The sequence below is a fragment of the Micromonospora sp. C95 genome (assembly GCF_018070465.1).
GTDB lineage: Bacteria > Actinomycetota > Actinomycetes > Mycobacteriales > Micromonosporaceae > Micromonospora.
In genome coordinates this window covers 24850-51390 of sequence record NZ_JAGPXT010000019.1, presented here as the reverse complement: position 1 = coordinate 51390, position 26541 = coordinate 24850, and the positions used below count along the sequence as shown (strand labels likewise).

Sequence of the window (26541 nt, the reverse complement as noted above, 5' to 3'; positions counted from 1 at the left end):
ATGCCAGAGATCCTCGACCAGGCCCGGGACCAGGTGCTGCACAACGGCATCGGTCTCGACGAGGCCGGTGTCCTCGCCGTGCTGAACCTGCCCGACGAGCACCTGTCCGCCACCCTCCAGCTCGCCCACGACGTGCGGATGCGCTGGTGCGGCCCGGAGGTCGAGGTCGAGGGCATCGTGTCGCTGAAGACCGGCGGCTGCCCGGAGGACTGCCACTTCTGTTCCCAGTCCGGCCTGTTCACCTCACCGGTGCGGTCGGTCTGGCTGGACATCCCCTCGCTGGTCCAGGCGGCGAAGCAGACCGCCGCGACCGGCGCGACGGAGTTCTGCATCGTGGCCGCCGTCCGCGGTCCGGACGCCCGGCTGATGAAGCAGCTGCGTGAGGGCGTCGACGCGATCAGGGCCGAGGTCGACATCCAGGTCGCCGCCTCGCTCGGCATGCTCACCCAGGAGCAGGTGGACGAGCTGGTCGACATGGACGTGCACCGCTACAACCACAACCTGGAGACCTGCCGGTCGTACTTCCCGAACGTGGTCACCACCCACTCCTGGGAGGAGCGGTGGGAGACCCTGCGGATGGTCCGCGAATCCGGCATGGAGGTCTGCTGCGGCGGCATCCTCGGCCTCGGCGAGACGGTCGAGCAGCGGGCCGAGTTCGCCGCGCAGCTCGCCGAGCTGGATCCGCACGAGGTGCCGCTGAACTTCCTCAACCCTCGGCCCGGCACGCCGCTGGGTGACCGTCCGGTGGTCGAGGGCAGGGACGCGCTGCGGGCCATCGCCGCGTTCCGGCTGGCCATGCCGCGCACCATCCTGCGGTACGCGGGCGGCCGGGAGATCACCCTGGGTGATCTCGGCACCCGCGACGGGCTGCTCGGCGGCATCAACGCGGTGATCGTCGGCAACTACCTGACCACCCTCGGTCGGCCGGCCACCGACGATCTCAAGCTGCTGGACGAGCTGAAGATGCCGGTCAAGGCGCTGTCGGCGACCCTGTGACGGTGGCAGTGGCGGGTCAGACCTGGTGCGACAGGTGCGGGCAAGCGGCGGCGGCCGGCGCACACGAGCAGTGTGCGGCGGCCCGCGCCCTGGAGCCGCCCCGATACTGCGCCCGGTGCCGGCGCCGGATGAAGGTGCAGGTGCTGCCGGTCGGCTGGTCGGCGATCTGCGTCGAGCACGGCGAGATTCGGAGCTGAGCGGATGCTGCGCGGCACGGCGGTGACCCTACGACCGGCGACGGCCGCCGACGTGCCCGCCCTGGCGCGGATCCGCGCCGAACCCGAGGTACGCCGCTGGTGGCGCGGCGGCGACGACCTGGTCGCGGCCGTCGAGGCGGATCTCGCCGAGGACGGCCTCTCGGTGTACGCGATCGAGCACGGCGACAGGGTGATCGGCGCGATCCAGTGGCACGCCGAGGATGATCCGGACTACCGGCACGCCGGCCTCGACATCTTCCTCGACCCCTCGGTACGCGGCGCCGGGCTGGCCGGGGACGCCATCCGCGTGCTGATCCGCCACCTGATCGACGTCCACGGTCACCACCGCTTCACCATCGACCCGGCGGCGGCGAACACCGCCGCCATCCGCGCGTACGCCAAAGTGGGTTTCCGGACGGTCGGGGTGCTGCGCCGCTACGAGCGCGGCGAGGACGGCCGCTGGCACGACGGCCTGCTGATGGACCTGCTCGCCGACGACCTGCGCTGACGCCACGCCCCGGCCGGACTCATCCGGGCGGAGCCTGCTCTCCTTCCCGACGCGCTGCTCCTGACAGACGGTGACATTCCACCCCCTCCCGTCACCCCCCTCTATTCCCTTTGCTCTGCTTCAATCGACGCAACGCTCACCGACGGTGACGGCAACCGTCGCCTGCTTGCTCTTCAGTCGATGTAGAGCCCCTGATCAGGCGCTGTTGCGTGGGTTGAAGCAGAGCAAAGCGTGCGAGGGTGGCAAAGGTCCGACGCCGCCCATGCCACACAGCGTGAGCATCGCTCGCTGTGTCCGACCTGCCGGAGGCGTTCTCAGCCACAGGTCCCGCGCTCCCGAGCGGACGCCTCTGCGCCGGCATGCCACACAGGGCGATCGTTCCTGCGTGGCATGCCGGCGTGGAGAGCTGTACAACGGCAGGCTCCGACCGGGTGATCCAGTCGTCGCGTCAGCCGATGGTGCAGTTGGCGCCGTTGAGCGTGAACGTGGTGGGCTTCGGGTTGCTACCGGTGTGCGTGCCGTTGAAGCCGATGCCGACCGACGCGCCCGCCGCCAGGTTGCCGTTGTACGACAGGTTGGTGGCGGTCACCGCCGCACCCGTCTGGGCGTAGCTGGCCGACCAGCCCTGACCGACGCGCTGCCCGCTGTTCGGGAAGCTGAACGCCAGCGTCCAGCCGTTGATCGCGGTCGTGCCGGTGTTGGTGATGGTGATGTTCGCGGTGAAGCCGGTGCTCCAGTCGTTGGTGCCGTAGGTGACCCGGCAGGGCGACGTGGGCAGCGGCGCCGAGGTTGTCACCGTCACCGTCTGCGAGGGCGGCGAGGCGTTGCCGGCGGCGTCGATCGCGACCACGTAGAACGGGGTCGTGCTGTCAGGAGTCAAGCCGGTCAGCCGGTAGGTCGGCTCGGTGACCGTGTCGATCAGGGTGTCGACCAGGTACGAACGGTAGATGCGGTACCCGACGACGCCCACGTTGTCGGTTGACGGAGCCCAGGTCAGCGTCGCACCGGTCGAGGTGACGGCGGAGACGGTGGGCGTGCCCGGCGTGGTCGGCGGGACGGTGTCGCCCGTGTCCACGGCGGGAGTGGTCACGCTCAGCGACGGTGACGAGAACGACGTGTTGCCGGCCCCGTCCCGGGCCACCACGCTGAACTCGTACGTGCGGGCCGGCAGCACGTCGATCGTCAACGAGTTGGTGCTGGCGTTTTCCAGCACGATCGCGTCGCTGCCGATCTGGCGGGTGCTGACCAGGTAGACGTCGATGCCACTGCCGGAGTCGGTGGACGGTTCCCAGGTCAGACTCACCGAGCGGGAGGTGACCGAGGTGGCCACCGGAGTGCCGGGAGTGGTCGGCCGGGTGGTGTCGGGGGCGTCCGGCGCGGGCTCCGTGCCCCACACCACCTCGCCGCCGGAGTAGAGCGGCACGTTGCGGTTCGGCCCGGCGGTGGCCTGGTACGACGGGTCGTTCGCCGGGTTCCAGGTGCCGCCCTCGGGCACACCGACCTTGAACTGCACCTCCATCCGGTGCTGCGACTGGCCGGCCGGCGCGATGGTGTGCCCGGTGCAGTCGACCTCGACGTACCAGAGGTCGCCGCTGGCCTGGCGGGCGGTGGTCGGTGCCGGGCAGCCCTGGGTGTAGCTGGAGGTCACCTGCACCGGACCGGTGCCGTCGGGCCGGAAGTAGTAGCGGAACTTCGCGTCGGTGAGTGCCCGCGCCGGGAAGGCCGACTTGTTGTAGATGATCGCCTTGATGCCGGTGGCTCGGGTCTCGTTCTGCATGACCGTGGTCTCCACGGTCAGCTCGTCGATGTCGGGCTGCTCGGGGACCGGGAAGTTGGCCAGCGGGGTGCCGCCGTACTCCTGGGAGAGCCGGGCCAGCGCGGAGGTGAAGCCGGCGTTGTAGTCGGTGGCGACCTCGTTCATCACGTAGTCCGACCGGTTGTCGGTGTACGCGTCGTTCGGCGAGGACGGCCCGCCGACAAGCGCGCCGTAGAGGGTGTGCCGGGTCTCGGTGGGCACGGTCTGGCTGTCCCACCAGGAGCCGTGCGCGGTGCGGTGGTGCGGGTTCTTCGGCGGGTTGGCGCCGAAGCCGATCACGTAGCTGGAGTTGCGCGGGTTGTCGCCGAGCGCGTAGTTGATCTGCCGGACGGCGAAGTCGTGGTAGCGCGCCTTGCGGGTCGCGTCGGTGGTCTTGTCGCTGTAGACAAGTGCGGCGAACGCGGTGTTTGCGGCGTAGCGCAGGGCACCCCACGAGTCGAGCACCGCCATCCCGCCGGGCGAGTACCGGACCCGCTCGCCGTTGACCCCGACGGTCCAGAAGTCCAGCCACCGGTTGGCGTCGTCGACGTACTTCTGCTTGCCGGTCAGGTTGGCCAGCAGCACGTACGCCCCGAACTGCTTGTTGTCCCAGGCGACGGTCCACTTGTACGAGCGGGTGGTGGTCTGCGGCTCGGTGCCGAGCTTGTCGTACTCGCTCTCCGCCTTGGCCAGGTACGCGGCGTCGCCGGTGGCCCGGTACAACCAGATCGCACCCCAGACCAGTTCGTCCTGGTAACCGCTCCAGGAGCGGTAGAAGCTTGTCGCGTCGGTGATGCACTCGTGGTAGTTCTTCCGCACGGTGTCGGCGAAGGTGTAGAGCTGTTTCGCGTGGGTCAGCAGCTTGTCGGCGTACGCGGCGTCGGTGGGCCGGAAGACCATGGACGAGGCGGCCATCGCGGCGGCGGTCTCCCCCGCCAGGTCCGCGCCGCCACAGCTCGCGTCGATCTTGTACGCGGGCCGCGCCATCGGCATCACCTCGGCCGGACCCCACCACTTGTGGTCGTCGTCGCCGTTGCCGACCTGTCCGTAGAGGACGTTCGACGACGGGTGCGCCTTGACGAAGTAGTCGTTGACGTAACGCAGGTTGTTCAGCAGGTGGGTGAGCTGGCCGGAGGCGGCGTACCCGGATCGGTACTCGACCGCGCCCCAGGCCAGCATGGTGGCGCTGAACGCCATCGGGAAGCCGAACTTCACGTGGTCACCGGCGTCGTACCAGCCGCCGGTGAGGTCGACTCCGACGTCCGAGCCGTCGCGCAGCGCCGAGTCGCCGCGCCACGAGACGCGGTTCCAGTCCGGCAGCTTCCCGGACTGCTGCGCCTCGTAGAACAGCAGGGACTTCTGGAGCGCCTCGGCATAGTTGAAGGCCGGCGCGGCGGCGGTGGTCGCGGCACCGTCGGTCGGTGCGGCGACGGCACCGGTCGCGGGTACGCCGAGCGCGAGCGCGAGGCCGGCGGCGAGTGCGGTGACGGTGGCCAGCATCCGGCGGGACCAGGGCTGGTCGGGACGGTGGCGCGGCCAGGGCTGATCCGGCAGAGGTCGGTTGCCGTGGACGCGGCCCGACCGTGTGGGTAGGTGCATGCGACTACTCCTGTCGATGCGTGCCCGACGGCATCGACCGGACGCGTGCCCGCGTCGGAGTGGACGGCTGCCGGCGGTGGTGGTGGTGGCGGCGAGGTGGCTCCAACAGGACCGGGAGCGCTCCCATGGATAGTTGACAATGTAATCCGAGCACCGACGGTTGGGAAGCCCGCTCGGCGACGACGTCGAGCGTCGGACGGCCGTGTGGCGTTACACCGACACGCGCGCCGACAGCCCCCGAGACACCCTCGCGGGCACATCGCAACTTCGCGTCTGCCCAGGTCAGGCCGTTCGTCCGAGATCAGGACCGGCCGTCCGGATGCGAGCATGTGCCGTCATCCCGCTGAGATCCGGAGGAATTCTCATGCCACAGTGTCGGCACGTGGCGCGTGCGGCCGTTTCCGGCGTCGCCGCCACGGCCCTCCTCGCCCTCGCCGCCCCGGCCTGGGCGAGCAGCACCGTTCCGCTCCACTCGGCCCACCAGGGTTCCACTGCCGCCGATTTCCAACAGCAGTGCGCGGACAGCAGGTTCGCCGACCGTCCCGCCGACCACGACGGTTGGCACTTCGTCCTGCCCGGCGGTCCGTCCGCAGGCGGTTTCGAGAGTCTGACACTGACCTTCGACAACGGCTCCGACACGGTCGACGTCACCGTGCCCGACACCGCCGACGCCTACCCGGACGCGCTCTACCCCGCTGGGCAGAACGGTTCCCGGCTCATCCACGCCTACCTGTTCACCCCGGCCGGGTGGACGCTTGTGGACGGTAGCGCCACGATCAGCGGCCAAGGCGACCGTTTCAACCTCAGTCACACCTGCGCCGGCCAGCCAACGCCGGAGTCGCCGACCCCCACACCCACGACCACCCCGGAGTCACCCTCGCCGACACCCACCGTCCCGGAGTCCCCGACGCCGACGGTCCCGGAGTCGCCGGTTCCGTCGGACGGCACCGGCGGTGGCGGCGGTGACGACGACGGCAGCCTGCCGGTCACCGGTGCGGCGGTGACGACCATGGCCCTGGTCGGCGTCGGTTTGATCGGTGGCGGCGTCGCCCTTGTCGCACTGCGACGCCGTCGTGACGGGATCACCTTCACCAGCTGACACCACCCGAGAACGGCCGCCGGCATGGACCGCCCTGCCCCCGAACATCTGAGCGGAGCCGACCAGTAAGCACGCGGTGGGCAGGACTCCCGCACCGGGAGTCCTGCCCACCTCACCGGCCTCCGCACCGGAGGTCGGTCGTCTGAGCCGTCAGCCGGCGGTTCCCGCCGTTGCCGGCGCCTCGGTGGCCAACGGTACGGTCATGGTCAGCAGGCCGGCGTCCCGCTGGACGGTGGTCGGCCGGGACAACCGGCGCAGCGTACGCAGCATCGGGGCGTTGTCCGCCTGGACGTGCAGCACCATCGCCGCGTAACCAGCCGACTCGGCCTGCCGGGTCAGCCGGCGCAGCAGCGTCGAGCCCAGCCCACGACGCTGCCAGTCGTCGCGTACCAGCAACGCCAACTCGGCCTCGTCGCCCTCGGCGAGCAGGTTGGCCATCGCGACGACCGACTCCGCCGCCCCGCCGGAGCCGGTCGTCGCGGCGACCAGGGTCAGCCCGCGTGCCGGCTCCAGGAGCCGGCGCAGTCGGGCCGGGGAGGGTAGACCCGCTCCCCCCAGGTAGCGACGCTGCCGGCTGCGCGCCGAGCAGGCCTGATGCAACTCGACCACCGCCGTCAGGTCGTCCGCGACGGCGGGCCGCACGGTCAGTTCGGCACCGTCGGGTAGGACCACGGTGACCTGCTCGGTGCTGCGGCGGGCGGCGGTGGCCCCCAGTTCGAGCAGCGCCTGGGCCCGGGCGTACTCGGCCGGGGTGAAGCTGGGCGCGACCCGGCGCAGGGTGTACGACCCGCCGTTCGGGTCGGCCAGCGACATCGTCATGCCGTCGATCCCGGGGCGGGCCGGCGCCGCAGCGGCCCGCCAGGTCACCTCGTCGGCACCGAGCAGCGCCCGGAGCACCTCACCGGTCGCGTCCGGGTCGTGTACCAGCCGGGTCGCCAGCCCGAGCACCCGGGTCGGCTGATCGGCCAGGCCACGCGCCTCACTGCGCGCCACCCAGCAGTCCCGCCCCCGGCCCCGTTCGACGGCGGCGATCAGTCCCGCATCGTCGAGGGTGTCCGGCGCGTCGACGAGGAAATCATCGACGGCACCGTGCTCGGTGGTGTGCACCTGCACGGTGAGGATGTTGACTCCACGCAACGCGAGGCTCGCCGTGAGCACCGACAGGTAGCCCGGCCGGTCGTCCACGGTGGCTCGGATCCGCCACAGCGTCATCGTTGCCTCCCTTCGCCTGCCACCCTCGTGCGCGGCTGTTGCCGGTCGGTTGCCTCACCATGTCCAGCCGCGTCCGGCCCTGCGGTCTACGTCACAGCCGCCTGGTCAGGGATTGGCGCTCACCGTGGGGAACCCACCAGGTCGAGCCGGTCGCCGAGAATCACCGCACAGGCGCGGACCAGCTGGGCGAGCCGATCCACCTCGGTCGAGTGGAACGCCGCCGGCATGAGCGTCTCGTTGTGCTCGCGGGAGACCACCAGGACCAGCCCGGCCCGGCCGAACGGCGCGACCGCGAAGTGACCGCCATCGGGTGCGGTCATCGCCCGGGCGCGCAGCGGGGTCACCTCCGGCAGTTTCGGTGGCACGGGCGTACGCCAACTGGCGTGCCCGACCGTCGCACCACCACCCCCGGTACGCGACGCCCAGTCGACCGGCACCACCGCGGCGACGGACCAGTCGGCGGCGAGCAGCCCGGGTACCGCGTCGACCAGGGTGGCCAGCCCGTCGGCCGGGTTCGCCGCGACCTGGGCCAGCAGCTCGGCGTCCTGACCGGTGGTGGTCGGCGCGCCGATCGCCCGCCAGACCCCGTCCACCCGTACGCCGGGGATCGCCGCCAGGCCGGCCAGCAGTCGTTCCACCCGGGCGGCGCCCGGCCACACCACCGTGAAGTCGTCGACCGCCCGCCCGCCGAGGCGTTCCAGCACGACCACCTGGACGATGTCCGCCCCGGACACGCCGAGGGTGCGCGCCACCTGACCGAGGGTGCCCGGACGGTCCGGCAGGGTGACCCGAACGCGCAGCAACATCTCAAACCCCTCCGCTTGGCGGGCCGACGCGGTGGCCGGCAGGCTGGTGTCAGCCTGACAGTTGACCATTTCGTCCCTGTTGCGGTGGCATGTCCCGAGGGTCAAACCTGACCTTGACAAGCCGCCGGAGCTGCCATGAACTGTCCGGATGACCGAACCGACCGCCGGCTCGCCCGCCGGTCTGGATCTCGACCGGCTCGGCGGCTACCTGGCGGCGCACCGTCCCGATCTGGCCGCCGGCCCGCTGCGGGCCGAGCTGATCGCCGGTGGCCGGTCGAACCTGACCTACCTGGTGCACGCCGGTGACCGGGACGTGGTGCTGCGCCGTCCACCGCTCGGGCACGTGCTGGCCACCGCGCACGACATGGCCCGGGAGTTCCGGGTCGTCTCGGCGCTCGCTCCGACCGACGTCCCGGTGCCCGGCGCCCTGCTGCTCTGCACCGAGCCGGACGTGCTGGGGGCGCCGTTCTACCTGATGGAGCGGGTGCCGGGCGAGGTGTTCCGCAGCCGCGCCCGCACCGACCGGCTCACCGGCGAACAGCGACACGGGCTGGCCATGACGATGATGGACACCCTGGCGGCGCTGCACGCGGTCGAGCCGGCGGCGGTCGGCCTGGCCGACTTCGGCCGCCCGGAGGGGTTCCTGGCCCGGCAGGTCCGCCGCTGGTCGGGACAGCTCGACCGGTCCCGCAGCCGACCGCTGACCGGCATCGACGAGCTGCGCGACCGGCTCGCCGCCACCGCGCCCGAGGGGGCCAACGCCGGTCGGATCGTGCACGGGGACTTTCGGCTGGACAACCTGCTCGCCACCGTGGACCCGGTGACGGTCACGGCGGTGCTGGACTGGGAGATGGCCACCCTCGGCGACCCGCTGGCCGACCTCGGGCTGTTGCTGACCTACTGGGACGTGCTCGGCGCAGGCGCGGCCCCCGCAGGTAACCCGGTCGCCGACGGCCTCGGCCCGCGCGCCGGCTTCCCCAGCGGCGCCGAACTGATCGACCGGTACGCGGGCCGCAGCGACGTCGACGTCGGTCCCCTGCACTGGCACGTCGCGCTGGGCTGTTTCAAACTCGCCGTCATCTGCGAGGGCATCCACTACCGGCACACCCTCGGCCAGACCCTCGGCGAGGGCTTCGACACCATCGGGGATCTGGTCGCCCCGCTTGTCGCCCACGGACTGACCGCGGTGAGGGAGACCTGATGGACTTCGCGTACGACGCCCGGACCGAGCAGCTGCGCGCGGAGCTGACCGATTTCCTGGAGCAGCACGTGTACCCGGCCGAACCGGTGCACGCCGCACAGGTGGCCGCGGCCGGTGACCCGTGGGCCCGCCCGCCGGTGCTGGCCGAACTGAAGGCCGAGGCACGCCGACGCGGCCTGTGGAACCTCTTCCTGCCCGATCCGCGCCACGGTGCCGGGCTGACGAACCTCCAGTACGCCCCGCTGGCCGAGCTGACCGGGCGCAGCCCGCACCTCGCACCGGAGGCGCTCAACTGCGCCGCGCCGGACACCGGCAACATGGAACTGCTCGCCGAGTTCGGCTCCCCCGATCAACAGGAACGCTGGCTCACCCCGCTGCTGGCCGGCGAGATCCGCTCCGCGTTCTGCATGACCGAGCCCGACGTGGCCTCCTCCGACGCGACGAACATCGCCACGTCGATCCGCCGCGACGGTGACCACTACGTCGTCGACGGCCGCAAGTGGTGGTCGTCCGGCGCGATGGACCCAACCTGCGCGATCCTCATCGTGATGGGCAAGACCGACCCGGACGCCGAGCGGCACCGGCAGCAGAGCATGATCCTGGTTCCCCGGGACACCCCCGGGGTCACCGTCCGCCGGGGGATGCGGGTCTTCGGCTACAGCGACGCCTCGCACGGCGGGCACGCCGAGATCGACTTCGACGGCGTACGGGTGCCGGCGGAGAACCTGGTCGGTGCCGAGGGGACCGGCTTCGCCATCGCCCAGGCCCGGCTCGGTCCCGGCCGGATCCACCACTGCATGCGCCTGATCGGGATGGCCGAGCGAGCGTTGGAGCTGCTCTGCCGCCGGACCATCGAGCGGATCGCCTTCGGTCGCCCGCTCGCCGAACAGGGCGTGGTACGCGAGTGGATCGCCGAGGCCCGGGTCCGCATCGAGCAGGCCCGGCTGCTGGTGCTCAAGACCGCCTGGCTGATGGACACCGTCGGCAACAAGGGTGCGCACACCGAGATCCAGGCCATCAAGATCGCCACCCCGGCGATGGCCGAGTGGGTCATCGACAAGGCCATCCAGGCGTACGGCGCGGCCGGAGTCAGCCAGGACACCCCCCTTGCCGCGCTCTGGTCCCAGGCTCGCACGCTGCGTCTCGCCGACGGCCCCGACGAGGTGCACCGCAACAGCCTCGCCAAGCGCGAGCTGCGCCGCTGGACCGCCCCCACCTGAGCGGCGACTGCGCCGAACATCACCCCCCGTGCACATCAGGCCGACCCCCGATGTACCAGGTCGCCGCCTTTGCTCTGCTTCAACCGACGCAACGCTAACGCTCCGCATCCATGCACGGCCGGCAGGCAAGACACGCCATCGCGTTACCACTGCTCAGACGCCAGTGCGTCCGTTGAAGCAGAGCAAAGCGTGCGAGGTGGCAGGTGGGTGGGACGGTTGGTAGTCACGCAGCGTCAGAAACACGTGGAGTCAGCGAGCGCCGACCACGGTGGCGACCGGCCGCGGTGCGGCGGCACGAACGAGGGGAGGCGCGGTTCAGGCGGAGGCGCGCTCGACGAACTGGGTGTCCAGGACGACGTGTGGGGTGAGGATCTCGTCGCCGCGGATCCGGTCGACCAGCAGCCGCGCCATCTGCCGGCCCATCTCCTCCACCGGCTGGAACACCGAGGTCAGTGGCGGGTTGGCCTGCCGGGCGATGGGCTCGTCGCCGAAGCCGACCACCGCCACGTCCTGCGGCACCCGACGGCCGGCCTCGCGCAGTGTCCGCAGGGCACCGAAGGCCATCAGGTCGGCGGCCACGAACACGGCGTCGAGGTCGGGACAGCGCTCCAGCAGCCCCCGCATCGCGGTCACCCCGCTCTCCTCGCTGAAGTCGCCGTACGCGATCAGGTCGGGGTTGACGCCGAACCCGGCGGTGCGGACCGCGTCCCGGTAGCCGGACAACCGGGCCAGGCCGGCGCCCATGTCCTGCGGGCCGGCGATGGTGGCGATCCGCCGCCGTCCCCGGCCGGCGAGATACTCGACGGCCTGCCGCGCCCCGCCGGCGTTGTTGACGTCGACGAACGACACGGGCTGCGCCTCGGGGTGCAGCATCCGCGCGGGCCGCCCGCCGAGCACGGTGGGCAGGCCACGCTCCTCCAGCAGGGTGGGCAGCGGGTCGTCGTCGTGCAGCGACAGCAGCAGTACGCCGTCGACGTGCTGGTTGGTCAGGTGGTGCTCGACCCGCTCCCGCTCCAGCGGCGACTGGGCCATGGCCAGCCAGAGCTGCAACGGCGTCTCCAGCAGGGCGGAGCTGATCCCCCGGACGATGCCGGCGAAGAACGGCTCGGCGAAGATCCGCTCACCGGACTCGCTGACCACCAGGGCCACCGAGTCGGTCCGCTGGGTGACGAGCGCCCGAGCGGCGCGGTTGGGTACGTACCCCAGCTCGGCAATGGCCTGCTGCACGGCGGCCCGGGCCTCCGGACTCACCTGAGGGGAGCCGTTGACCACGCGGGAGACCGTGCCTCGGCCGACTCCGGCGCGGGCGGCGACCGCGTCGAGCGTCGGCCGCCCGAGCGACCGGGTGCGCTGCGTTGTCATCGTCTGCTCCTCCGACGTCAGGCGGCCCCGGCACCTTCACCAGCGTCGGTGCCGGGCCGCCCGTTACTGGCTGGCCATCGCCCTATTGTGCGGCCAGACCGTTGCGTCGGATCACCTCCGCGTACCACCTGGCACTGGACTTGGGGATGCGGGTCTGCTTGTCGTAGTCGACGTAGATCATGCCGAACCGCTTCGTGTAGCCCCAGGCCCACTCGAAATTATCCATCAGCGACCAGGCGAAGTATCCCCGCAGGGGGACGCCCGCGCTGATCGCCTCGTAGCAGGCGCGCAGGTGGGCGTCGAAGTAGGCGAGCCGGTCGACGTCGTCGACCCGACCGTCGACGACCTCGTCGACGAAGGCCGAGCCGTTCTCGGTCACGTAGAGCGGAAGGTCCGTGTACTCCTCGTGCACCCGACGCAGCGTCTCCACCAGACCGGGAGCGTCGATCTCCCAGTCCATGTCGGTGACCGGCACTCCCCGGGTGACGAACCGGACGTCCTCGCTGCCCGGCCAGCAGGACTGGGCCCGCCAGTACGGTTCCGGCTGCTCGCCCGAGACCGGTGCGGCCACCACGTGCCGGCTGTAGTAGTTGACGCCCACCACGTCCAGCGGCGTGGAGATGGTGGCCAGGTCGCCGTCGTGGACGTGGCTGAAGTCGGTCACCTTCGCCAGGTCGGCCACCAGGTCGTCGGGGTACGCGCCGCGCAGGATCGGGTCGAGGAAGAACCGGTTGGCCAGCGCGTCGATCCGCCGGGCCGCGTCGGCGTCACCAGGCGAGTCGCTGGCCGGGGTGACCGGGTACAGGTTGACGGTCACCCCGAGTTGCGCCTGCGGCACCGCCGTACGCAGCGCCTGCACCGCGAGCCCGTGCCCGAGCATCAGGTGGTGTCCGGCGCGGACCGCGTCGGCCCCGTCGGAGCGGCCCGGGGCGTGCACCCCGGAGCCGTACCCGAGGAAGGCCGAGCACCAGGGCTCGTTGAGCGTCGTCCAGTACTTCACCCGGTCGCCCAGCGCGTCGGCCATCAGCAGCGCGTAGTCGGCGAACCGGGCGGCGGTGTCCCGGGCCGGCCAGCCGCCGGCGTCCTCCAACTCCTGCGGCAGATCCCAGTGGTAGAGGGTGAGCCAGGGCTCGATCCCGTTGGCCAGCAGTTCGTCGACCAGCCGCTGGTAGAAGTCGAGCCCTTCGGCGTTTGCCGGACCCGACCCGCCCGGCTGCACCCGGGGCCAGGACACCGAGAACCGGTACGACTTCAACCCCAGCTCGGCCATCAGCCGGACGTCGTCGCCGAGCCGGTGGTAGTGGTCGCAGGCGACGTCGCCGGTGTGCCCGGAGACCGTCCGGCCCTCGGTGTGGCTGAAGGTGTCCCAGATCGACGCGGTCCGGCCGCCCTCGTTCGCCGCGCCCTCGATCTGGTATGCGGCGGTCGCCGCGCCCCAGAGGAAGCCGGGCGGGAAGGTAAGCGGCGGACGCTCGTCGAGGACGCCGACGGCGGGCGGGGTGGCGGGGTTGCTCACGACTTGACTGCACCTTCCATGATCCCGCCGATGATCTGGCGGCCGAAGAGTAGAAAGACGAGCACCAGCGGGATGGTGCCGACCGCCGTAGCGGCGAAGACCTGGGAATAGTCCGTGTAGTAGGCGTACGAGAGGAAGGAGAGCGAGACCTGCAGGGTCGGGTTCTCCGGGGTGAGGATCGCGTACGGCCACAGGAAGGAGTTCCAGGTCTCCATGAAGGTGAGCAGACCGAGTACGCCGGCCGCCGGCCGCAGCGCGGGCAGCACGATGTTCCAGTAGATCCGGAACGTGCTGGCACCGTCGACCCGACCGGCCTCGATCAGCTCGTCGGAGATCGCCTGGCTGGCGTACTGCCGCATCATGAACACGCCGAAGGCGCTCACCAGGAACGGCACGGTCACCGCGTAGAGGGTGTCGTACCAACCCAGCGACTGCATCATGCTCCAGAGCGGGATGAGACCCATCTGGGTCGGGATCATCATGGTGACGATGATCGCCAGCAGCAGCACGTTGCGACCGCGGAAGCGCAGCTTCGCGAAGGCGAAGCCGGCCAGGGAGCCGGTGAGCACCACCGACACGGTGACCACCGAGGAGACGATGATCGAGTTCATCAGGCCCTTGAGGAAGTTGGCCGCGTCGTTGTCGAGCACCCGGCCGAAGTTGTCACCGAAGGCGCCGGCCGGGGTCATCGGCGGTGGCACGTCGTTGATCGACTCCAGGCTGCGGGTGCCGATCACGATCATGTAGTAGAAGGGGTAGATCGACAGCAGCGCCGCCAGGACGAGCGCCATGTAGGTGAGTGGACTGGTGCGCCACAGGCGCTTTGAAGCCGAGATCATCGATCTCTCCTCACTTGGCCGCGCGGCGGACGAGTACGAAGTTGATCAGCGACACGAAGACGATGATCATGAAGATGGCCCAGGCCACCGCGGCGCCGTAACCTGCGGTACTCAGGTTGTAGATGCCCTTCTCGTACATGTACATGGCCAGCGTCTGGTACTCCCGCTGGTTGCCGCCGATGATGCTGCCGTTGGCGAAGAGCAGCGGCTCGGTGAACAGTTGCATGCCGCCGATCGTGGAGAGGATGACCACGAAGATGAAGGTGGGCTTGAGCATCGGCAGGGTGATCTGCCAGAACTGCCGCCACGGGCTGGCCCCGTCGATCGCGGCCGCCTCGTACAGATCCTTCGGGATGGCCTGCATGCCGGCGAGCAGGATCAGGGTGTTGTAGCCGGTCCACCGCCAGTTGACCATCGTGGCGATGGCGGTCCAGGAACTCCACTCCTGCGCACGCCAGTCGATCTGGTCCACCCCGACGAGGCCGAGCAGCCAGTTGAACAGGCCGAAGTCACGCTGGAACAGCATGCCGAAGACGATCGCGACGGCGGCCACCGAGACCACGTTCGGCACGAAGATGGCCATCCGGAAGAAGGTCTTGGCGCGCAGCAGGGTCTGGTTGAGCAGGTTCGCCAGGAACAGCGCCATCAGCAGCTGCGGGATGGTCGACAGGGCGAAGATGCCGAACGTGTTGATCAGCGCGTTCCAGAAGTACTCGTCGGAGAACAACGCGGTGTAGTTGTCGAACCCGATGAACGTGTGCTCGCCGACCATGTCCCAGTCATGCAGGGACATCCAGGCGGTGCGCAGCATCGGGTACAGCCCGAAGGCTCCGAAGATCAGGAAGAACGGCGCGATGTAGAGGTACGGGGAGTACTTGAGATCCAGGCGGTTGAAGAGATAGCCCCGCCGGCGTCGGGCGGGGACGTCGGGGGGTGGTGCTGCTGGCGACGGCGGTGCCGTCGTGGCCGACAGGCTCATGACGACACTCCGCTGCGCTCCGTGCCGCCACGAGGCACCACGGCACTGAGGTGATGATTCGCTCGCTTACGCTCGCTCATTCGAGTTTCCTTTTCCAGCGAGGCCCGGGGGCCCTCGCGCAGGATGCTGCGCGGTGGGGACCGACCGGTGGCGTTCGGGTAGTCCCGAACGCCACCGGAAGGGAATCACTCAGAAGACGCCCTGGGTCTGCGCGTCCTTGGTGAACTGCTCCCAGGCCGCATCCTTGCTGGCCTGCCCGTTCTCGAACGCCCGCATCGCCGGCTCGAACGCGTTCTCCTTGATCGCCTGGTGCTTCGGGCCCAGGTGGATCGGCTCGATCTGAGCGACGCTCTCGCCGAAGATCTTGCCGGTCGGCGCGTTGCTGAAGTACTCGTTGGTGTAGCTGAGGAAGGCCTCGTTCTTCAGCGCCTCCAGGTTGGTGGGCAGCGGGCCCTTGGCCTTGAATGCCTCCACCTGGCTGGTGGCGTTGGTCAGGAACTGGGCGAGCTTCGCCGCCTCCTCCGGGTACTTGCTCTGCTCCGGCACGGCCAGCCACGAGCCGCCCCAGTTACCGCCGCCGCCCGGCACGGCCGCCACGTCCCACTTGCCCTTGTTCTCCTCGCCGGAGTTGTCCGCGACGATGCCGAGCATCCAGGACGGGCAGAAGGTGGCCGCGAAGGTGCCCTGCTTGAAGCCGCCGGACCACTCGGGCGACCAGGTGGACGCCTTGGCGGAGATGTCCACCATCGAGGTGGCGGTCTCCCAGGCAGACTTCACCGCGGGGCTGGAGTCCGCGATGATGTTGTTCTCCTTGTCGTAGAACAGGTCGCTGCCCTGCTGGAACAGCACGCCGTTGGAGACGGCGGTGATCGAGTCGACGAACGCCTTGCCGGTGGCCTGCTTGTACTTCTGGCCAGCCTGGTGGAAGCCGTTCCAGTCCGGCCAGAGCGCCGAGACCGCGTCCCGCTCGGTGGGCAGGCCGGCGGCCTCGAACAGGTCCTTGCGGTAGCAGACCGCGAGGCTGCCGACGTCGGTCGGCAGGCCGATCAGGCGACCGTCCGGCGCCTTGCCCAGCTCCCACTTCCACGGCAGGTAGTCGTCGGAGATCTCGGACGACACCAGCGGAGTCAGGTCGGCCCAGTTGCGCGGGTTGGCCTTGAACTCGTTGAGGATGCCCTCTTCCAGGGCGGTCACGTCGGCCGCGCCCTTGCCGGTGGCGAGGTAACGGACCAGCTTCGGCCGGTACTCGCCGAGCTGGGCGGTCTTGCGCAGCTCGATCTTGATGCCGGTCTCCTGCTCGTACTGCTTGACGAGCTCGTCGTAGCCGAACTCGCCGAAGGTGTCGACGACCAGCTTCTCGGGCTTCTCGCCCTCGGCCGGCGTGTCGTCGTCATTGCCGCAGGCCGCGAGGCCGCCGATGGCGGTGATCGCGGCCAGGGTGGCTGCCGCCATGCGGGAACGCCGCGTGGTGAGGCTCATCCTGACCCCTCTTTCGATGGTGAGGCTGCTTTTGTCTGTGGTGGGGGGTGCCGCAGCGCCTGCCGACACCGACTCGGTCAGCCGGCGTCGGCGACCAAAGGGCGCGCCATGTGATCCACGCCTCTTGGGAACGCTCCCATGAGATTGCCGGCACGTGTCGGGAGTGTCAATAGTCCAGTGGGAGCGATCCCAGATCGTTACCACGCAGCTCGTTTGACCCGGCAAGCAATCGGGAATGGCTGATAGGTTGCGCACCGACAATGGTCGATGGAGTCGGCGGCAGTCAACAGAGACGACGCAGCAGGGTGTCGACCCGACCGGCGTCGAAGACCGCCGGGTCGAAGGCGGCGCCGACCCAGTCCCGCATCGTCCGATGCTCCGGATGACCCGACTCGGCCAGCGCGGCGAGCAGCAGCCGATAGCCCTGCGGGCCACCGACGTCCTCCGGCGGACCGGCCCGCTCCCCGTCGAGGCAGCTCGGATAGCGCTCGTCCACCTCGGCACCGAAGACGTCCTCCACCAGCAGGTCGTGCTCCCACCAGTCACCGAAGTCGTACGTGTAGTGGAACCGGCTGCCCTTGCCGACCACCGCGTCCAACCGGACGTCCAACTCGTCGTGCAGGGCCAGCTCGCCGTCGGGGTCGGGTTCGCCGTACTGCACGCCGTCGATCTCGAACGAGTGCAGGTGGCAGTCCCGCCAGCCCATCGCGTGCTGCACCACCCGGTGCAGCCGATCCAGGGTGTAGCCGCCGGGTACCAGCACCCGACGCCAGATCGCCGGACGAACGCCGGACAGGGACATCCTCAGCTGGAAGATCTGACGCGGCATGGGTGTGCCATCCTCCCTCGGCATAGGCTGCGAGCATGATCTGCCGAGCGTGCCGGGCGCGGCGGCATGACGACTGCCCGGGCCGGAACTGGTGCGACTGCCAGCACCGTACCCCCCGACCGACCCCTCCCGTCACCGGTCCGGCCGGCGAATGAGCGACAGAGCACCGATTTCCATCCTCTGGCCGGACCCGTCACCCGAGCCGGTGGACGACGACACGCTCATCGCCAGGTACGGACGCGCCGACCAGCCGCGCCTGCGGATGAACTTCGTGACCAGCGTCGACGGTGCGGTCAGTCTCGACGGTTACTCGGCCGGGCTGTCCGGCACACCCGACAAGCGGGTCTTCGGGCTGCTCCGGATGCTCTGCGACGCACTGCTGGTGGCCGCCGGCACGCTGCGCCACGAGGGCTACCGGGCGATCCGGCTCGACGAGCGACGCCGGGCCTGGCGACGTGCGCACGGACTGGCCGAGTACCCGACCCTGGTCGTGGTCTCCGGCACCCTCGACCTCGATCCGGCCCAGGCCGCCTTCGCCGACGCACCCGTGCGACCCGTGGTGCTCACTCACCGCAACGCGGCGGCGCCGCCCGGCCTGACCGCCGTGGCCGATCTGGTACGCCACGGTGACGACCTGGTCGACCTGGTCGCCGGGCTGGCCGAACTGCGCCGACGCGGACTCGGTCAACTGCTCTGCGAGGGCGGTCCACACCTGTTCGGCGCCCTGACCGCCGCCGACCTGGTCGACGAGGTGTGCCTCTCGATCGCGCCCCTGCTCGCCGGGGCCGGACCCGGCCGGATCACCGCCGGTGTCCCGAGTCCCGCCCGCAGCCTGCCGCTGCGGCACGTACTTCGCGCCGACGACGGCACCCTGCTGCTGCGCCACGCCCGGCACTGACCGGCGACCCGCCCGAAAAGGCCACACAACCGCAGTTCTGCTCACTAGCGTGAACCCGTGTCGACGGCTGCCGGAGGGCGGGGACGTGGCGTACGAGGTGGTCGAGCTGCGGGTCCACGGGGTCTCCGGAGCCGCCGCCGAGACACTGCTGGACCACCCGGTGGTGACCAGGGTGGCCGGCGACGACAACGCCGGCTTCTACCGTCCCCGGCCCGGCTTCGGCGTCAGCGACCGACCGCAGGCGCTGCGGGTCGAGGCGTACCGCTGGGGGGCGCTGACCGCCGGCGGTGCGGTGCGGACCGCGTCGCTGCTGTTCCTGCTGCCGTTCATGCTCGTCAACCTCGCGGTGTGGACGCGGCCGGCGACCGGTGGGGCCGGCGGTGTGATCGGTCCGCTGTGCCGGCTGCTCGCCGCCACCCTGACCGCCGCGTTCATGCTCTCCGTGGTCGGCGTGACCGTCGACATCATCGGCTGGCAGTGTGTTCCCTACCAGCCCTGCCTGCGTGGTCGCGGCTACCTGTCCTGGCTGGCCCACCTGCCGCTCGGACCTCGCCTGGCGTTGCTCGCCCTGGTGCCGATCGGCGCCCTGCGGCTGCTCTGGTGGCTCGGCGAACGGTCGGCCCGGGTGTTCGAGGCGTTTCCAGCCGCCCGGGGGCAGGACCGCACCAGCGGCGGAGAGGATCGCATCGACAGTCCGGGCTTCTGGAACGACGCACTCGTGGTGCACCGGCTGCGCGCCATTCACGTCGCGGTCGGGCTGGGTGTGCTCGACGCGAGCCTGCTCGCCGCGCTGGTTCATGTGCACTCCACGCCGGTCGCGCACCTGCTTCTCGGTGCGACCTGGGTGCTGCTGGCGGCCTGCGTCGCCCTGCTGCTCCGACCGGCGCGCGCCGCGCCGGAGGGCCAGGGCCGGGGACCGGTCGACCTGCGCGGCATCCGGCCACTGCGGATCGGTGCCGTCACGCTCACCGTGCTCGCGCTGCTCTACAGCGCGGTGGTGGTGGAGCCGGAGCCGCCGCACGGACAGTTGCCCGGGTACGAGGGCGCGGCGGCCGGGTTGGTGGCGGTCCAGGCCGCGCTGCTCGGCGGGCTCGTCGCGGCCACGCTGCAGCAGCGGCGGCGTAGCCGCACCGCCGGCACGTTCTGGCTGAGCGGGCTCGCGACGCCGATCTTCGCTGCCGTGTCCATCGCCGTCGCGTACGGGTTCGCCGCCGCGCTCGTCTACCGCGTCGCCGACCTGCTCGACCGCGGCGACATCCCGAATCCGGCCCGGCCGGACCGGTCCGGCGCGCCACCGCTGGAACCACCGGTCTCCTACCGATGGGCGGCCCTGGCCGGTCTGATCACAGTCCTGGTCGTCGCCGCGACGGCGCTCTGGCGGATCGCCGTGACCCGTCGGCGACGACGCCGGATGGCCGAGGAGGTCGTCCGGCGGGACTTCCCCGACCCCCCGCCGGAGGCGCTGCCCCGACGTGCGGACGTCCGGGAGATCGTCGCCCGGTCCGCGATCGCCGAGCATCTCGGCCCGATGTTCACCGTCTTCCTGGTGCTGTCGGTGGTCGGCGTCGCCGTCGTCGCCCTGGACCTGATCGGCATCGGGCCGTCGGAGCTGAGCCGGCAACTGGCCGGCACCGATGGTCAGGTGGCCACTGACCTGGCCCTCGTGACCGACGCGGGGATCTACGTCATCGGCCTGCTCGGGCTCGGCATCGTGGTGCTCGGGCTGTTCTCCTACCGCTCCGAGGAGACCCGACGCACCGTGGCGGCCATCTGGGACCTCGGCACCTTCTGGCCACGCACGGTGCACCCGTTCGCGCCGCCCTGCTACGCCGAGCGGGCGGTACCGGAACTGGCCAAACGGGTCGCCGCGCTGGCCGACCACGGCGGGGTGATCCTCTCCGGGCACAGCCACGGTTCGGTGCTGGCCGCCGCCACCCTGCTCCAACTGCCGTCCCGGGTGCTGCCCCGGGTGGCGCTGCTGACCCACGGCAGCCCGCTGCACCGGGTGTACGCGCGCCTGTGCCCGGCCTTCTTCGGCAGCCCCATTTTGACCGAACTGGGCGACCGGATCGGGTGGCGCTGGGTGAACCTGTGGCGGGACACCGACTCGGTCGGCGGACCGATCTTCTCGGCCCACCGCCCCGGCCAGCGGCCACGGGTCACCGGGCCCGTCGGCACGGTCGACCGGCGGCTGCGCGATCCCCGTGGCATCACTGTGCCGCCCGACGACACCGTCCCGCCGCCGGTCAACCGGCACTGGCCGTACCACACCGACGAGGCGTACGAGGCGGCCGTGCGGGACCTGGCCGGGCGGTTGCGGCCAGCCACCGGGACCAGCCTGCACCCGACGCCCTGACGGCCCCGCCGCCGAGCGGCCCGGCAGTCCGGCGGCCCGGCGGCCCGGCAGTTCGGCGGCCCGGCAGTTCGGCGGCCCGGCGGGGCTTGCCGGACGAGGCGCGGACACCCGCCGTCAGACTCCGATCGCCCTGTGCGATCGGCGCGATGTCGTTACGTGGCCTGCGCCGCGTCGCGTGGCGACCTGTCGTACTCCTCCGGCAGGATGCAGGGCGTGTGTGCCGACCGCGACGACCGACCGAGCGGAGTTGCCCGATGATCGACCAGGGGTTCGACGGCCCGGGCGAGGGGGTGGGCCGGGTGCTGGGCACCGCCGACGCCACTCCCCTGCAGTTCTGGACGGCGGTCGCCCCGGGCAGCTATCTCCAGCTGGACGACGTGGTGGTGACCCGGCGGGAGTTGCCCGACCGGGAGCCGGTGACCATCGCCGGGGTGGTCACCCAGGTCCGGGCGCGGCACGAGGGCGCGCAGTTCGACTCCGACGTATTCGCCATCGCCGACGGCACACTGCCGGCGCAGGTGCAGGAGGCCGCCGAGATCACCACCACCCGGGTCGACCCCGAGTTCTACGTGCCGCCGCAGCCGGGTGCGGTGGTGCACCGGGCCGAGGGCGACGCCCGCGCCCGGGCACTGCACTTCGACCGGATGGAACGGCGGATCCCGATGGGCACCGGCCGCGACGGTGTCCCGGTCTACCTGAACGCCGACTTCCTCGACGGCAGCCGGGGCGCGCACGTGTCGATCTCCGGCATCTCCGGGGTGGCCACCAAGACCAGCTTCGCCACCTTTCTTCTCTACTCGGTGTTCCGCTCGGGTCAGCTCGGCGGTGACGCGGTGAACGCCAAGGCGTTGATCTTCAATGTGAAGGGCGAGGACCTGCTCTTCCTCGACCACCCGAACGCCCGGCTCGACGATCCGACCCGGGCCGCGTACGCCCGGCTCGGCCTGGCCGCGGACGCCTTCCCCGACGTACGGGTCTACGCGCCGCCCCGGGTCGGCGACTCGTCCGGCACACCGGACGTGAGCAGTCGGCTCACCGGCGTGGACAGCTTCTACTGGACGCTCACCGAGTTCTGCGCCGACCGCCTGCTGCCGTACGTCTTCGCCGACGCCGACGACGAACGCCAGCAGTACACGATGGTGGTCCACTCCGTCGCCGCCCACCTGGCCCGGTACGCCCAGCCCGCCGACGGCGGCGTCAGCATCGACGGCGTCCGGCTGGGCAGCTACGGCGACCTGGTCGACCACGTCGTCGAGCAGCTCAGCGACGACGAGACGCGCGGCGACTGGGCGGGCAGCGCGGTCGGGCTGGGCACGGTGAACGCGTTCGCCCGCCGGCTGATCGGCAGCAAGAAGGATCTGTCCCGGCTGATCCGCGGCGACCTGGCCACCCGCCGCCCGCACAGCATCAACACCGCCGAGTCCGCCCAGGTCACCGTCGTCGACCTGCACAACCTGCCGGACCGGGCGCAACGTTTCGTGGTCGGCGTGACGCTCAAGAGCGAGTTCGAACGCAAGGAGAAGTCCGGCACCGCCAAGCCGCTGCTGTTCGTGGTGCTCGACGAGCTGAACAAGTACGCCCCCCGGGAGGGCTCCTCCCCGATCAAGGAGGTGCTGCTCGACATCGCCGAGCGGGGCCGCTCGCTCGGCGTGATCCTGATCGGCGCGCAGCAGACCGCGAGCGAGGTGGAGCGACGCATCGTCACCAACTCGGCGATCCGGGTGGTGGGCCGGCTGGATCCGGCCGAGGCGTCCCGCCCGGAGTACGGTTTCCTCCCGCCCGCCCAACGGCAACGCGCGCTGCTGGCCAAGCCGGGCACGATGTTCGTCAACCAGCCGGACATCCCGGTGCCGCTCTGTCTGGAGTTCCCGTTCCCGGCCTGGGCGACGCGGGTCTCCGAGGCGGGGGCCGCGCCGTCGCAGACCCTGCGGTCGATCACCCAGTCCGCCGACCCGTTCGCGGTCGTCGGGTCCGGCGGCGGCACCGACGACGACATCCCGTTCTAGCCCGGGGGTAACAGCATGAAGATCCTGCACACCTCCGACTGGCACGTGGGAAAGGTCCTCAAGGGGCAGTCGCGGGCCGAGGAACACAAGCAGGTGCTGGCCGGGGTCATCGAGATCGCCCGGCGGGAACGGCCCGACCTGGTCGTCATCGCCGGTGACCTCTACGACACCGCGGCACCGACCCCGGAGGCGACCCGCCTGGTCACCCGGGCGTTGACCGCGCTGCGCCGCACCGGCGCGGACGTGGTGGCGATCGGCGGCAACCACGACAACGGCCCGGCCCTGGACGCGCTGCGCCCGTGGGCCGAGGCAGCCGGCATCACCCTGCGCGGCGGCGTACGCGAGGATCCGGCCGAACACGTCATCGACGGCACCACCGCCGCCGGGGAACGCTGGCGGCTGGCCGCCCTGCCGTTCCTGTCCCAGCGGTACGCGGTCCGGGCGGTGGAGATGTACGAGCTGACCGCCGCCGAGACCACCCAGACGTACGCCGACCATCTGGGCCGCATCCTGGCCCGGTTGACCGAGGGTTTCGACGAGCCGAACCGGGTGCACCTGGTCACCGCCCACCTGACGGTGGTCGGCGCGGCCACCGGCGGCGGCGAACGGGACGCGCACACCATCATGGGTTACGCGGTGCCCGCCTCGGTCTTCCCCGGCACCGCGCACTACGTGGCGCTCGGGCACCTGCACCGCGCCCAGCGGGTGCCAGGGCCGTGCCCGATCCGCTACAGCGGTGCTCCGCTCGCAGTGGACTTCGGCGAGCAGGAGAACGTCCCGGCGGTGACCCTGGTCGAGGTCACCGCGACCACGGCGGCGCGGATCCGCGAGGAGCCGGTGACCGCGGCGACCACGCTGCGCACCGTACGCGGCACCCTCGCCCAGCTCGCCGAGATCACCCCGCCGGACGGCTGGCTGCGGGTGTACGTGCGCGAACAGCCCCGCGCCGGCCTGCGCGAGGAGGTGCAGCAGTTGCTGCCCCGGGCCCTGGAGATCCGCATCGACCCGGAGCTGGTGCCGGCACCCGGCAGCGGCACCCGGGTGGCGCAGCGGTCCGGCCGCTCACCCCGGCAGTTGTTCGCCGACTATCTGGACAGCCGGGGCCATGCCGACGAGGGCGTCCGGGAACTCTTCGACGAACTGCTCGAAGAGGTTGATCACTGATGCGGCCGATGCGCCTGGACCTGGCCGGTTTCACCGTATTTCGCGACGCCACCACCATCGACTTCACCGACGCGGACTTCTTCGCCCTGGTCGGGCCGACCGGTTCCGGCAAGTCGACGGTGCTCGACGCGATCTGCTTCGCGCTCTACGGCACGGTGCCCCGCTGGGGCGGCACCCGGGGGCTGGGCAACGCGCTCGCGCCGTCGGCCACCGAGGCGCGGGTCCGGTTGGTCTTCGAGTCCGGTGGGGCCCGCTACGTCGCCACCCGGGTGGTGCGCCGCGACGGCCGGGGCAACGTCAAGACCGCCGGTGCCGGGTTGCAGCTGATGCCGGAGGGGTTCGACGTCACCAAGCTGGACACCGGGCTCAGCCCGGAGGATCTCGGCGAGGTGGTCGCCGGCACCCCGGCGGAGATGGACGCGGCCGTGCTGGCGGCGGTCGGGCTGCCGTACGAGCAGTTCACCAGCTGTGTGGTGCTGCCGCAGGGCCAGTTCGCCGACTTCCTGCACGCCCGCCCGGCCACCCGGCAGCAGATCCTGGTCAACCTGCTCGGTCTCGGCGTGTACGAGCAGGTGCAGCAGCGGGCCACCACCCGGGCCGGGCAGGCGGAGGCGAAGCTGGAGGCGGTCGACCAGCTGCTGGCCGCGCTGACCGACGTCGACGACGCGGCACTGGAGCAGGCCACCGGCCAGGTGGACCGGATGCGGGAACTGGCCGGGTCGGTGACCGCCGCCGTACCGGAACTGGAAGCGGCGCGCACGACGGTGCGGGAGGCCAACGCGGCGCTGGCCACGCTCGACGGCGAACTGGCCACGTTGGACGAGGTGCGGGCGCCGGACGGAGTGGCCGAGGTGGCCCGGGCGGTGACGGCGACGCGGGCCGAGTCCGAGGCGGCGGCGGCCGCGGTGTCGCTGGCCGAGGAGCGCGAGGAGAAGCTGCGCGGCGAGCTGGCCGCCGCCGGCGACGAGAGCGCCCTGCGGATGCTGCTGCGGGCGTACGCCGACCGGGAGCAGTTGTCCGCCCAGGCGGACCAGGTGCGGGCCGGGATGGAGGCGGCCGGCGTCGAGCACGACGCGGCGGTGCGGGCCCTGACCGGGGCGCAGGCGGCGGCCGAGCGCGCCGAGGCGGAGTTGGCGGCGGCGTTCCAGGCGCACGAGGAGGCGAAGACCGCCGACCAGGCGACGGCGTTGCGGGCCCACCTGACCGACGGGGACGCCTGCCCGGTGTGCGAGCAGACGGTGGCCCGGGTGCCGGCGGTTCCGGCCGGCTCGGCGGTGGCCCGGGCGGTGGCCGCCGGCAAGGCGGCCCGGGCGGCCAACGAGGCGGCCCGGAAACTCGTCGCCGAGCGGGACGCCGCCGCACGTGACCTGGAACGGGTGCTGCTGCGCGCCCGCACCGAACACGACGGGCTGCGGGCCCGACTCGCCGAGCTGGACGAGCGGCTCGCCGGTGCCGCCACTCCCGAGGCGCTGCGGGCGCGGCTGGCGGAGCTGGCCCGGCTGCGGCGGGGGCTGGACGAGGCGACCACGGCGCTCCGGGCCGGCCGGGACGCCGCCCGGCAGACTCGGGCGGCGGTCGAGGCGGCACAGGATCGGCTCCGGACGGTGTGGCGGCGCTTCGACGGCGCCCGCGACGCGGTGGCCCGGTTCGGGCCGCCGGCCACCGACCGCGACGATGTCGCCGCCGCCTGGTCCGCGTTGGCGAAGTGGGCGCGGGACCAGGCGCAGCACCGCCGGTCGCAGCGGGACGGGCTGGCCGGTGCGGTGGTCGAGGCCGAGACGGCGGCCGGCGCGGCGGCGGATCGCATCGCCGGCATCTTCGCCGACGCCGGGCTGCCCGCCCCGGACGACCCGGTCCGCGCCGCCACCGTCGCGGTGGAGCGGGCCGAGGCGGAGCTGCGCCGGCTGACCGAACGACGCGAGCAGGCCGGCACGCTGCGCGAGCAGCGGGCCGGGCACGAACGCGAGGCGCAGACGGCTCGGGCGCTGGCGGGGCACCTGCGGGCCAACAACTTCGAGCGGTGGTTGCTGGCCGAGGCGCTGGATCTGCTTGTCGACGGCGCGTCGGGGATCCTGCGGGAACTCTCCGGCGGCCAGTACGACCTGGTCCACGACAAGGGTGAGTTCTTCGTGGTCGACCACCACGACGCCGGGCTGCGGCGCGGGGTGCGGACGCTCTCCGGCGGTGAGACGTTCCAGGCGTCGCTGGCGCTGGCGTTGGCGTTGTCCGAGCAGTTGGCCGGGATGTCCACCACCGCGGCGAGCCTGGAGTCCATCGTGTTGGACGAGGGGTTCGGCACCCTCGACGCGGCCACCCTCGACACGGTCGCCGCCACCCTGGAAAATCTCGCCGCCCGGGGCGACCGGATGGTCGGCGTGGTCACCCACGTGCCGGCGTTGGCCGAGCGCATCCCGGTCCGCTTCGAGGTGCACAAGGACGCCCGCTCGGCCCGGGTGGAACGGACCGGCCGGTGATGCGGG

Annotated in this window: 20 protein-coding genes; 11 read left to right on the top strand and 9 right to left on the bottom strand. The window is 71.4% G+C overall.

The annotated features are described in order from the left end of the window. The 3 genes from bioB to KBX00_RS20470 are packed head-to-tail and all read left to right on the top strand — an operon-like array spanning position 1 to position 1701. Entirely contained in the window at positions 1-996 is a 996-nt protein-coding gene (gene bioB, locus KBX00_RS20480) for a biotin synthase BioB (protein WP_210829328.1), read from the top strand. After that, positions 993-1193, top strand: coding sequence for a hypothetical protein (locus tag KBX00_RS20475; protein ID WP_210829325.1), 201 nt, complete (start codon positions 993-995; stop codon positions 1191-1193). The genes bioB and KBX00_RS20475 overlap by 4 nt, the downstream gene beginning before the upstream one ends. Before the next feature lie 4 nt (positions 1194-1197). Beyond that, positions 1198-1701 (top strand): GNAT family N-acetyltransferase, encoded by a 504-nt coding sequence (locus tag KBX00_RS20470; RefSeq protein ID WP_210829323.1) that lies wholly within the window; start codon positions 1198-1200, stop codon positions 1699-1701. Positions 1702-2149: 448 nt separating this feature from the next. Here the strand turns inward: KBX00_RS20470 and KBX00_RS20465 are convergent, their stop codons facing one another. Next, positions 2150-4996 (bottom strand): glycoside hydrolase family 9 protein, encoded by a 2847-nt coding sequence (locus KBX00_RS20465; protein ID WP_210829477.1) that lies wholly within the window; start codon positions 4994-4996, stop codon positions 2150-2152. Between the two features lie 481 nt (positions 4997-5477). On the opposite strand from KBX00_RS20465, the gene KBX00_RS20460 reads away from it, so the two are divergent. Then, positions 5478-6194, top strand: a complete 717-nt coding sequence (locus tag KBX00_RS20460) for an LPXTG cell wall anchor domain-containing protein (protein ID WP_307868969.1) — start codon at positions 5478-5480, stop codon at positions 6192-6194. A 150-nt stretch (positions 6195-6344) separates the two neighbouring features. On the opposite strand, the gene KBX00_RS20455 is transcribed toward KBX00_RS20460, so the two are convergent. Both KBX00_RS20455 and KBX00_RS20450 read right to left on the bottom strand, forming a co-directional pair. Next, positions 6345-7406 carry a GNAT family N-acetyltransferase gene (locus KBX00_RS20455; RefSeq protein ID WP_210829321.1) on the bottom strand — a complete coding sequence of 354 codons (1062 nt, stop codon included), beginning with the start codon at positions 7404-7406 and terminating at the stop codon, positions 6345-6347. 119 nt (positions 7407-7525) lie between these two features. Continuing rightward, entirely contained in the window at positions 7526-8212 is a 687-nt protein-coding gene (locus tag KBX00_RS20450) for an amino acid-binding protein (RefSeq protein WP_210829320.1), read from the bottom strand. Between the two features lie 148 nt (positions 8213-8360). On the opposite strand from KBX00_RS20450, the gene KBX00_RS20445 reads away from it, so the two are divergent. Continuing rightward, positions 8361-9413, top strand: coding sequence for a phosphotransferase family protein (locus tag KBX00_RS20445; RefSeq protein WP_210829319.1), 1053 nt, complete (start codon positions 8361-8363; stop codon positions 9411-9413). Next, positions 9413-10633, top strand: a complete 1221-nt coding sequence (locus tag KBX00_RS20440) for an acyl-CoA dehydrogenase family protein (protein WP_210829318.1) — start codon at positions 9413-9415, stop codon at positions 10631-10633. Before KBX00_RS20445 ends, KBX00_RS20440 begins: the two co-directional genes overlap by 1 nt. Positions 10634-10948: 315 nt before the next feature. On the opposite strand, the gene KBX00_RS20435 is transcribed toward KBX00_RS20440, so the two are convergent. The 6 genes from KBX00_RS20435 to KBX00_RS20410 form a co-directional block, all read right to left on the bottom strand. Next, positions 10949-11995: a LacI family DNA-binding transcriptional regulator gene (locus KBX00_RS20435; RefSeq protein ID WP_210829317.1), complete on the bottom strand. Its 1047-nt coding sequence runs from the start codon at positions 11993-11995 to the stop codon at positions 10949-10951. Positions 11996-12077: 82 nt separating this feature from the next. Further along, on the bottom strand, positions 12078-13511 hold the full coding sequence (locus tag KBX00_RS20430) for a GH1 family beta-glucosidase (protein ID WP_210829315.1): 1434 nt from the start codon (positions 13509-13511) through the stop codon (positions 12078-12080). Beyond that, positions 13508-14350, bottom strand: a complete 843-nt coding sequence (locus KBX00_RS20425; RefSeq protein WP_093402872.1) for a carbohydrate ABC transporter permease — start codon at positions 14348-14350, stop codon at positions 13508-13510. The genes KBX00_RS20430 and KBX00_RS20425 overlap by 4 nt, the downstream gene beginning before the upstream one ends. 10 nt (positions 14351-14360) lie before the next feature. Further along, positions 14361-15329 (bottom strand): carbohydrate ABC transporter permease, encoded by a 969-nt coding sequence (locus KBX00_RS20420; protein WP_210829313.1) that lies wholly within the window; start codon positions 15327-15329, stop codon positions 14361-14363. Positions 15330-15518: 189 nt separating this feature from the next. Next, positions 15519-16808 (bottom strand): ABC transporter substrate-binding protein, encoded by a 1290-nt coding sequence (locus tag KBX00_RS20415; protein ID WP_210829311.1) that lies wholly within the window; start codon positions 16806-16808, stop codon positions 15519-15521. A gap of 283 nt (positions 16809-17091) precedes the next feature. Continuing rightward, positions 17092-17637 carry a plasmid pRiA4b ORF-3 family protein gene (locus KBX00_RS20410; RefSeq protein ID WP_210829309.1) on the bottom strand — a complete coding sequence of 182 codons (546 nt, stop codon included), beginning with the start codon at positions 17635-17637 and terminating at the stop codon, positions 17092-17094. A 151-nt stretch (positions 17638-17788) separates the two neighbouring features. Here KBX00_RS20410 and KBX00_RS20405 point away from each other — a divergent pair, with 151 nt between their 5' ends. The 5 genes from KBX00_RS20405 (at position 17789) to KBX00_RS20385 (ending at position 26535) form a co-directional block, all read left to right on the top strand. Further along, entirely contained in the window at positions 17789-18535 is a 747-nt protein-coding gene (locus tag KBX00_RS20405; RefSeq protein WP_210829308.1) for a pyrimidine reductase family protein, read from the top strand. Between the two features lie 49 nt (positions 18536-18584). Beyond that, complete coding sequence (locus KBX00_RS20400; protein ID WP_210829307.1) at positions 18585-20891, top strand: hypothetical protein; 2307 nt, start codon at positions 18585-18587, stop codon at positions 20889-20891. A gap of 254 nt (positions 20892-21145) precedes the next feature. Further along, a complete protein-coding gene (locus tag KBX00_RS20395) occupies positions 21146-22897 on the top strand; it encodes an ATP-binding protein (protein ID WP_210829306.1) in 1752 nt (583 codons plus the stop codon). Between the two features lie 15 nt (positions 22898-22912). After that, positions 22913-24061 (top strand): exonuclease SbcCD subunit D, encoded by a 1149-nt coding sequence (locus tag KBX00_RS20390; RefSeq protein ID WP_210829305.1) that lies wholly within the window; start codon positions 22913-22915, stop codon positions 24059-24061. Further along, positions 24061-26535, top strand: a complete 2475-nt coding sequence (locus KBX00_RS20385; protein ID WP_210829304.1) for an AAA family ATPase — start codon at positions 24061-24063, stop codon at positions 26533-26535. Before KBX00_RS20390 ends, KBX00_RS20385 begins: the two co-directional genes overlap by 1 nt. Positions 26536-26541: the final 6 nt, after the last annotated feature.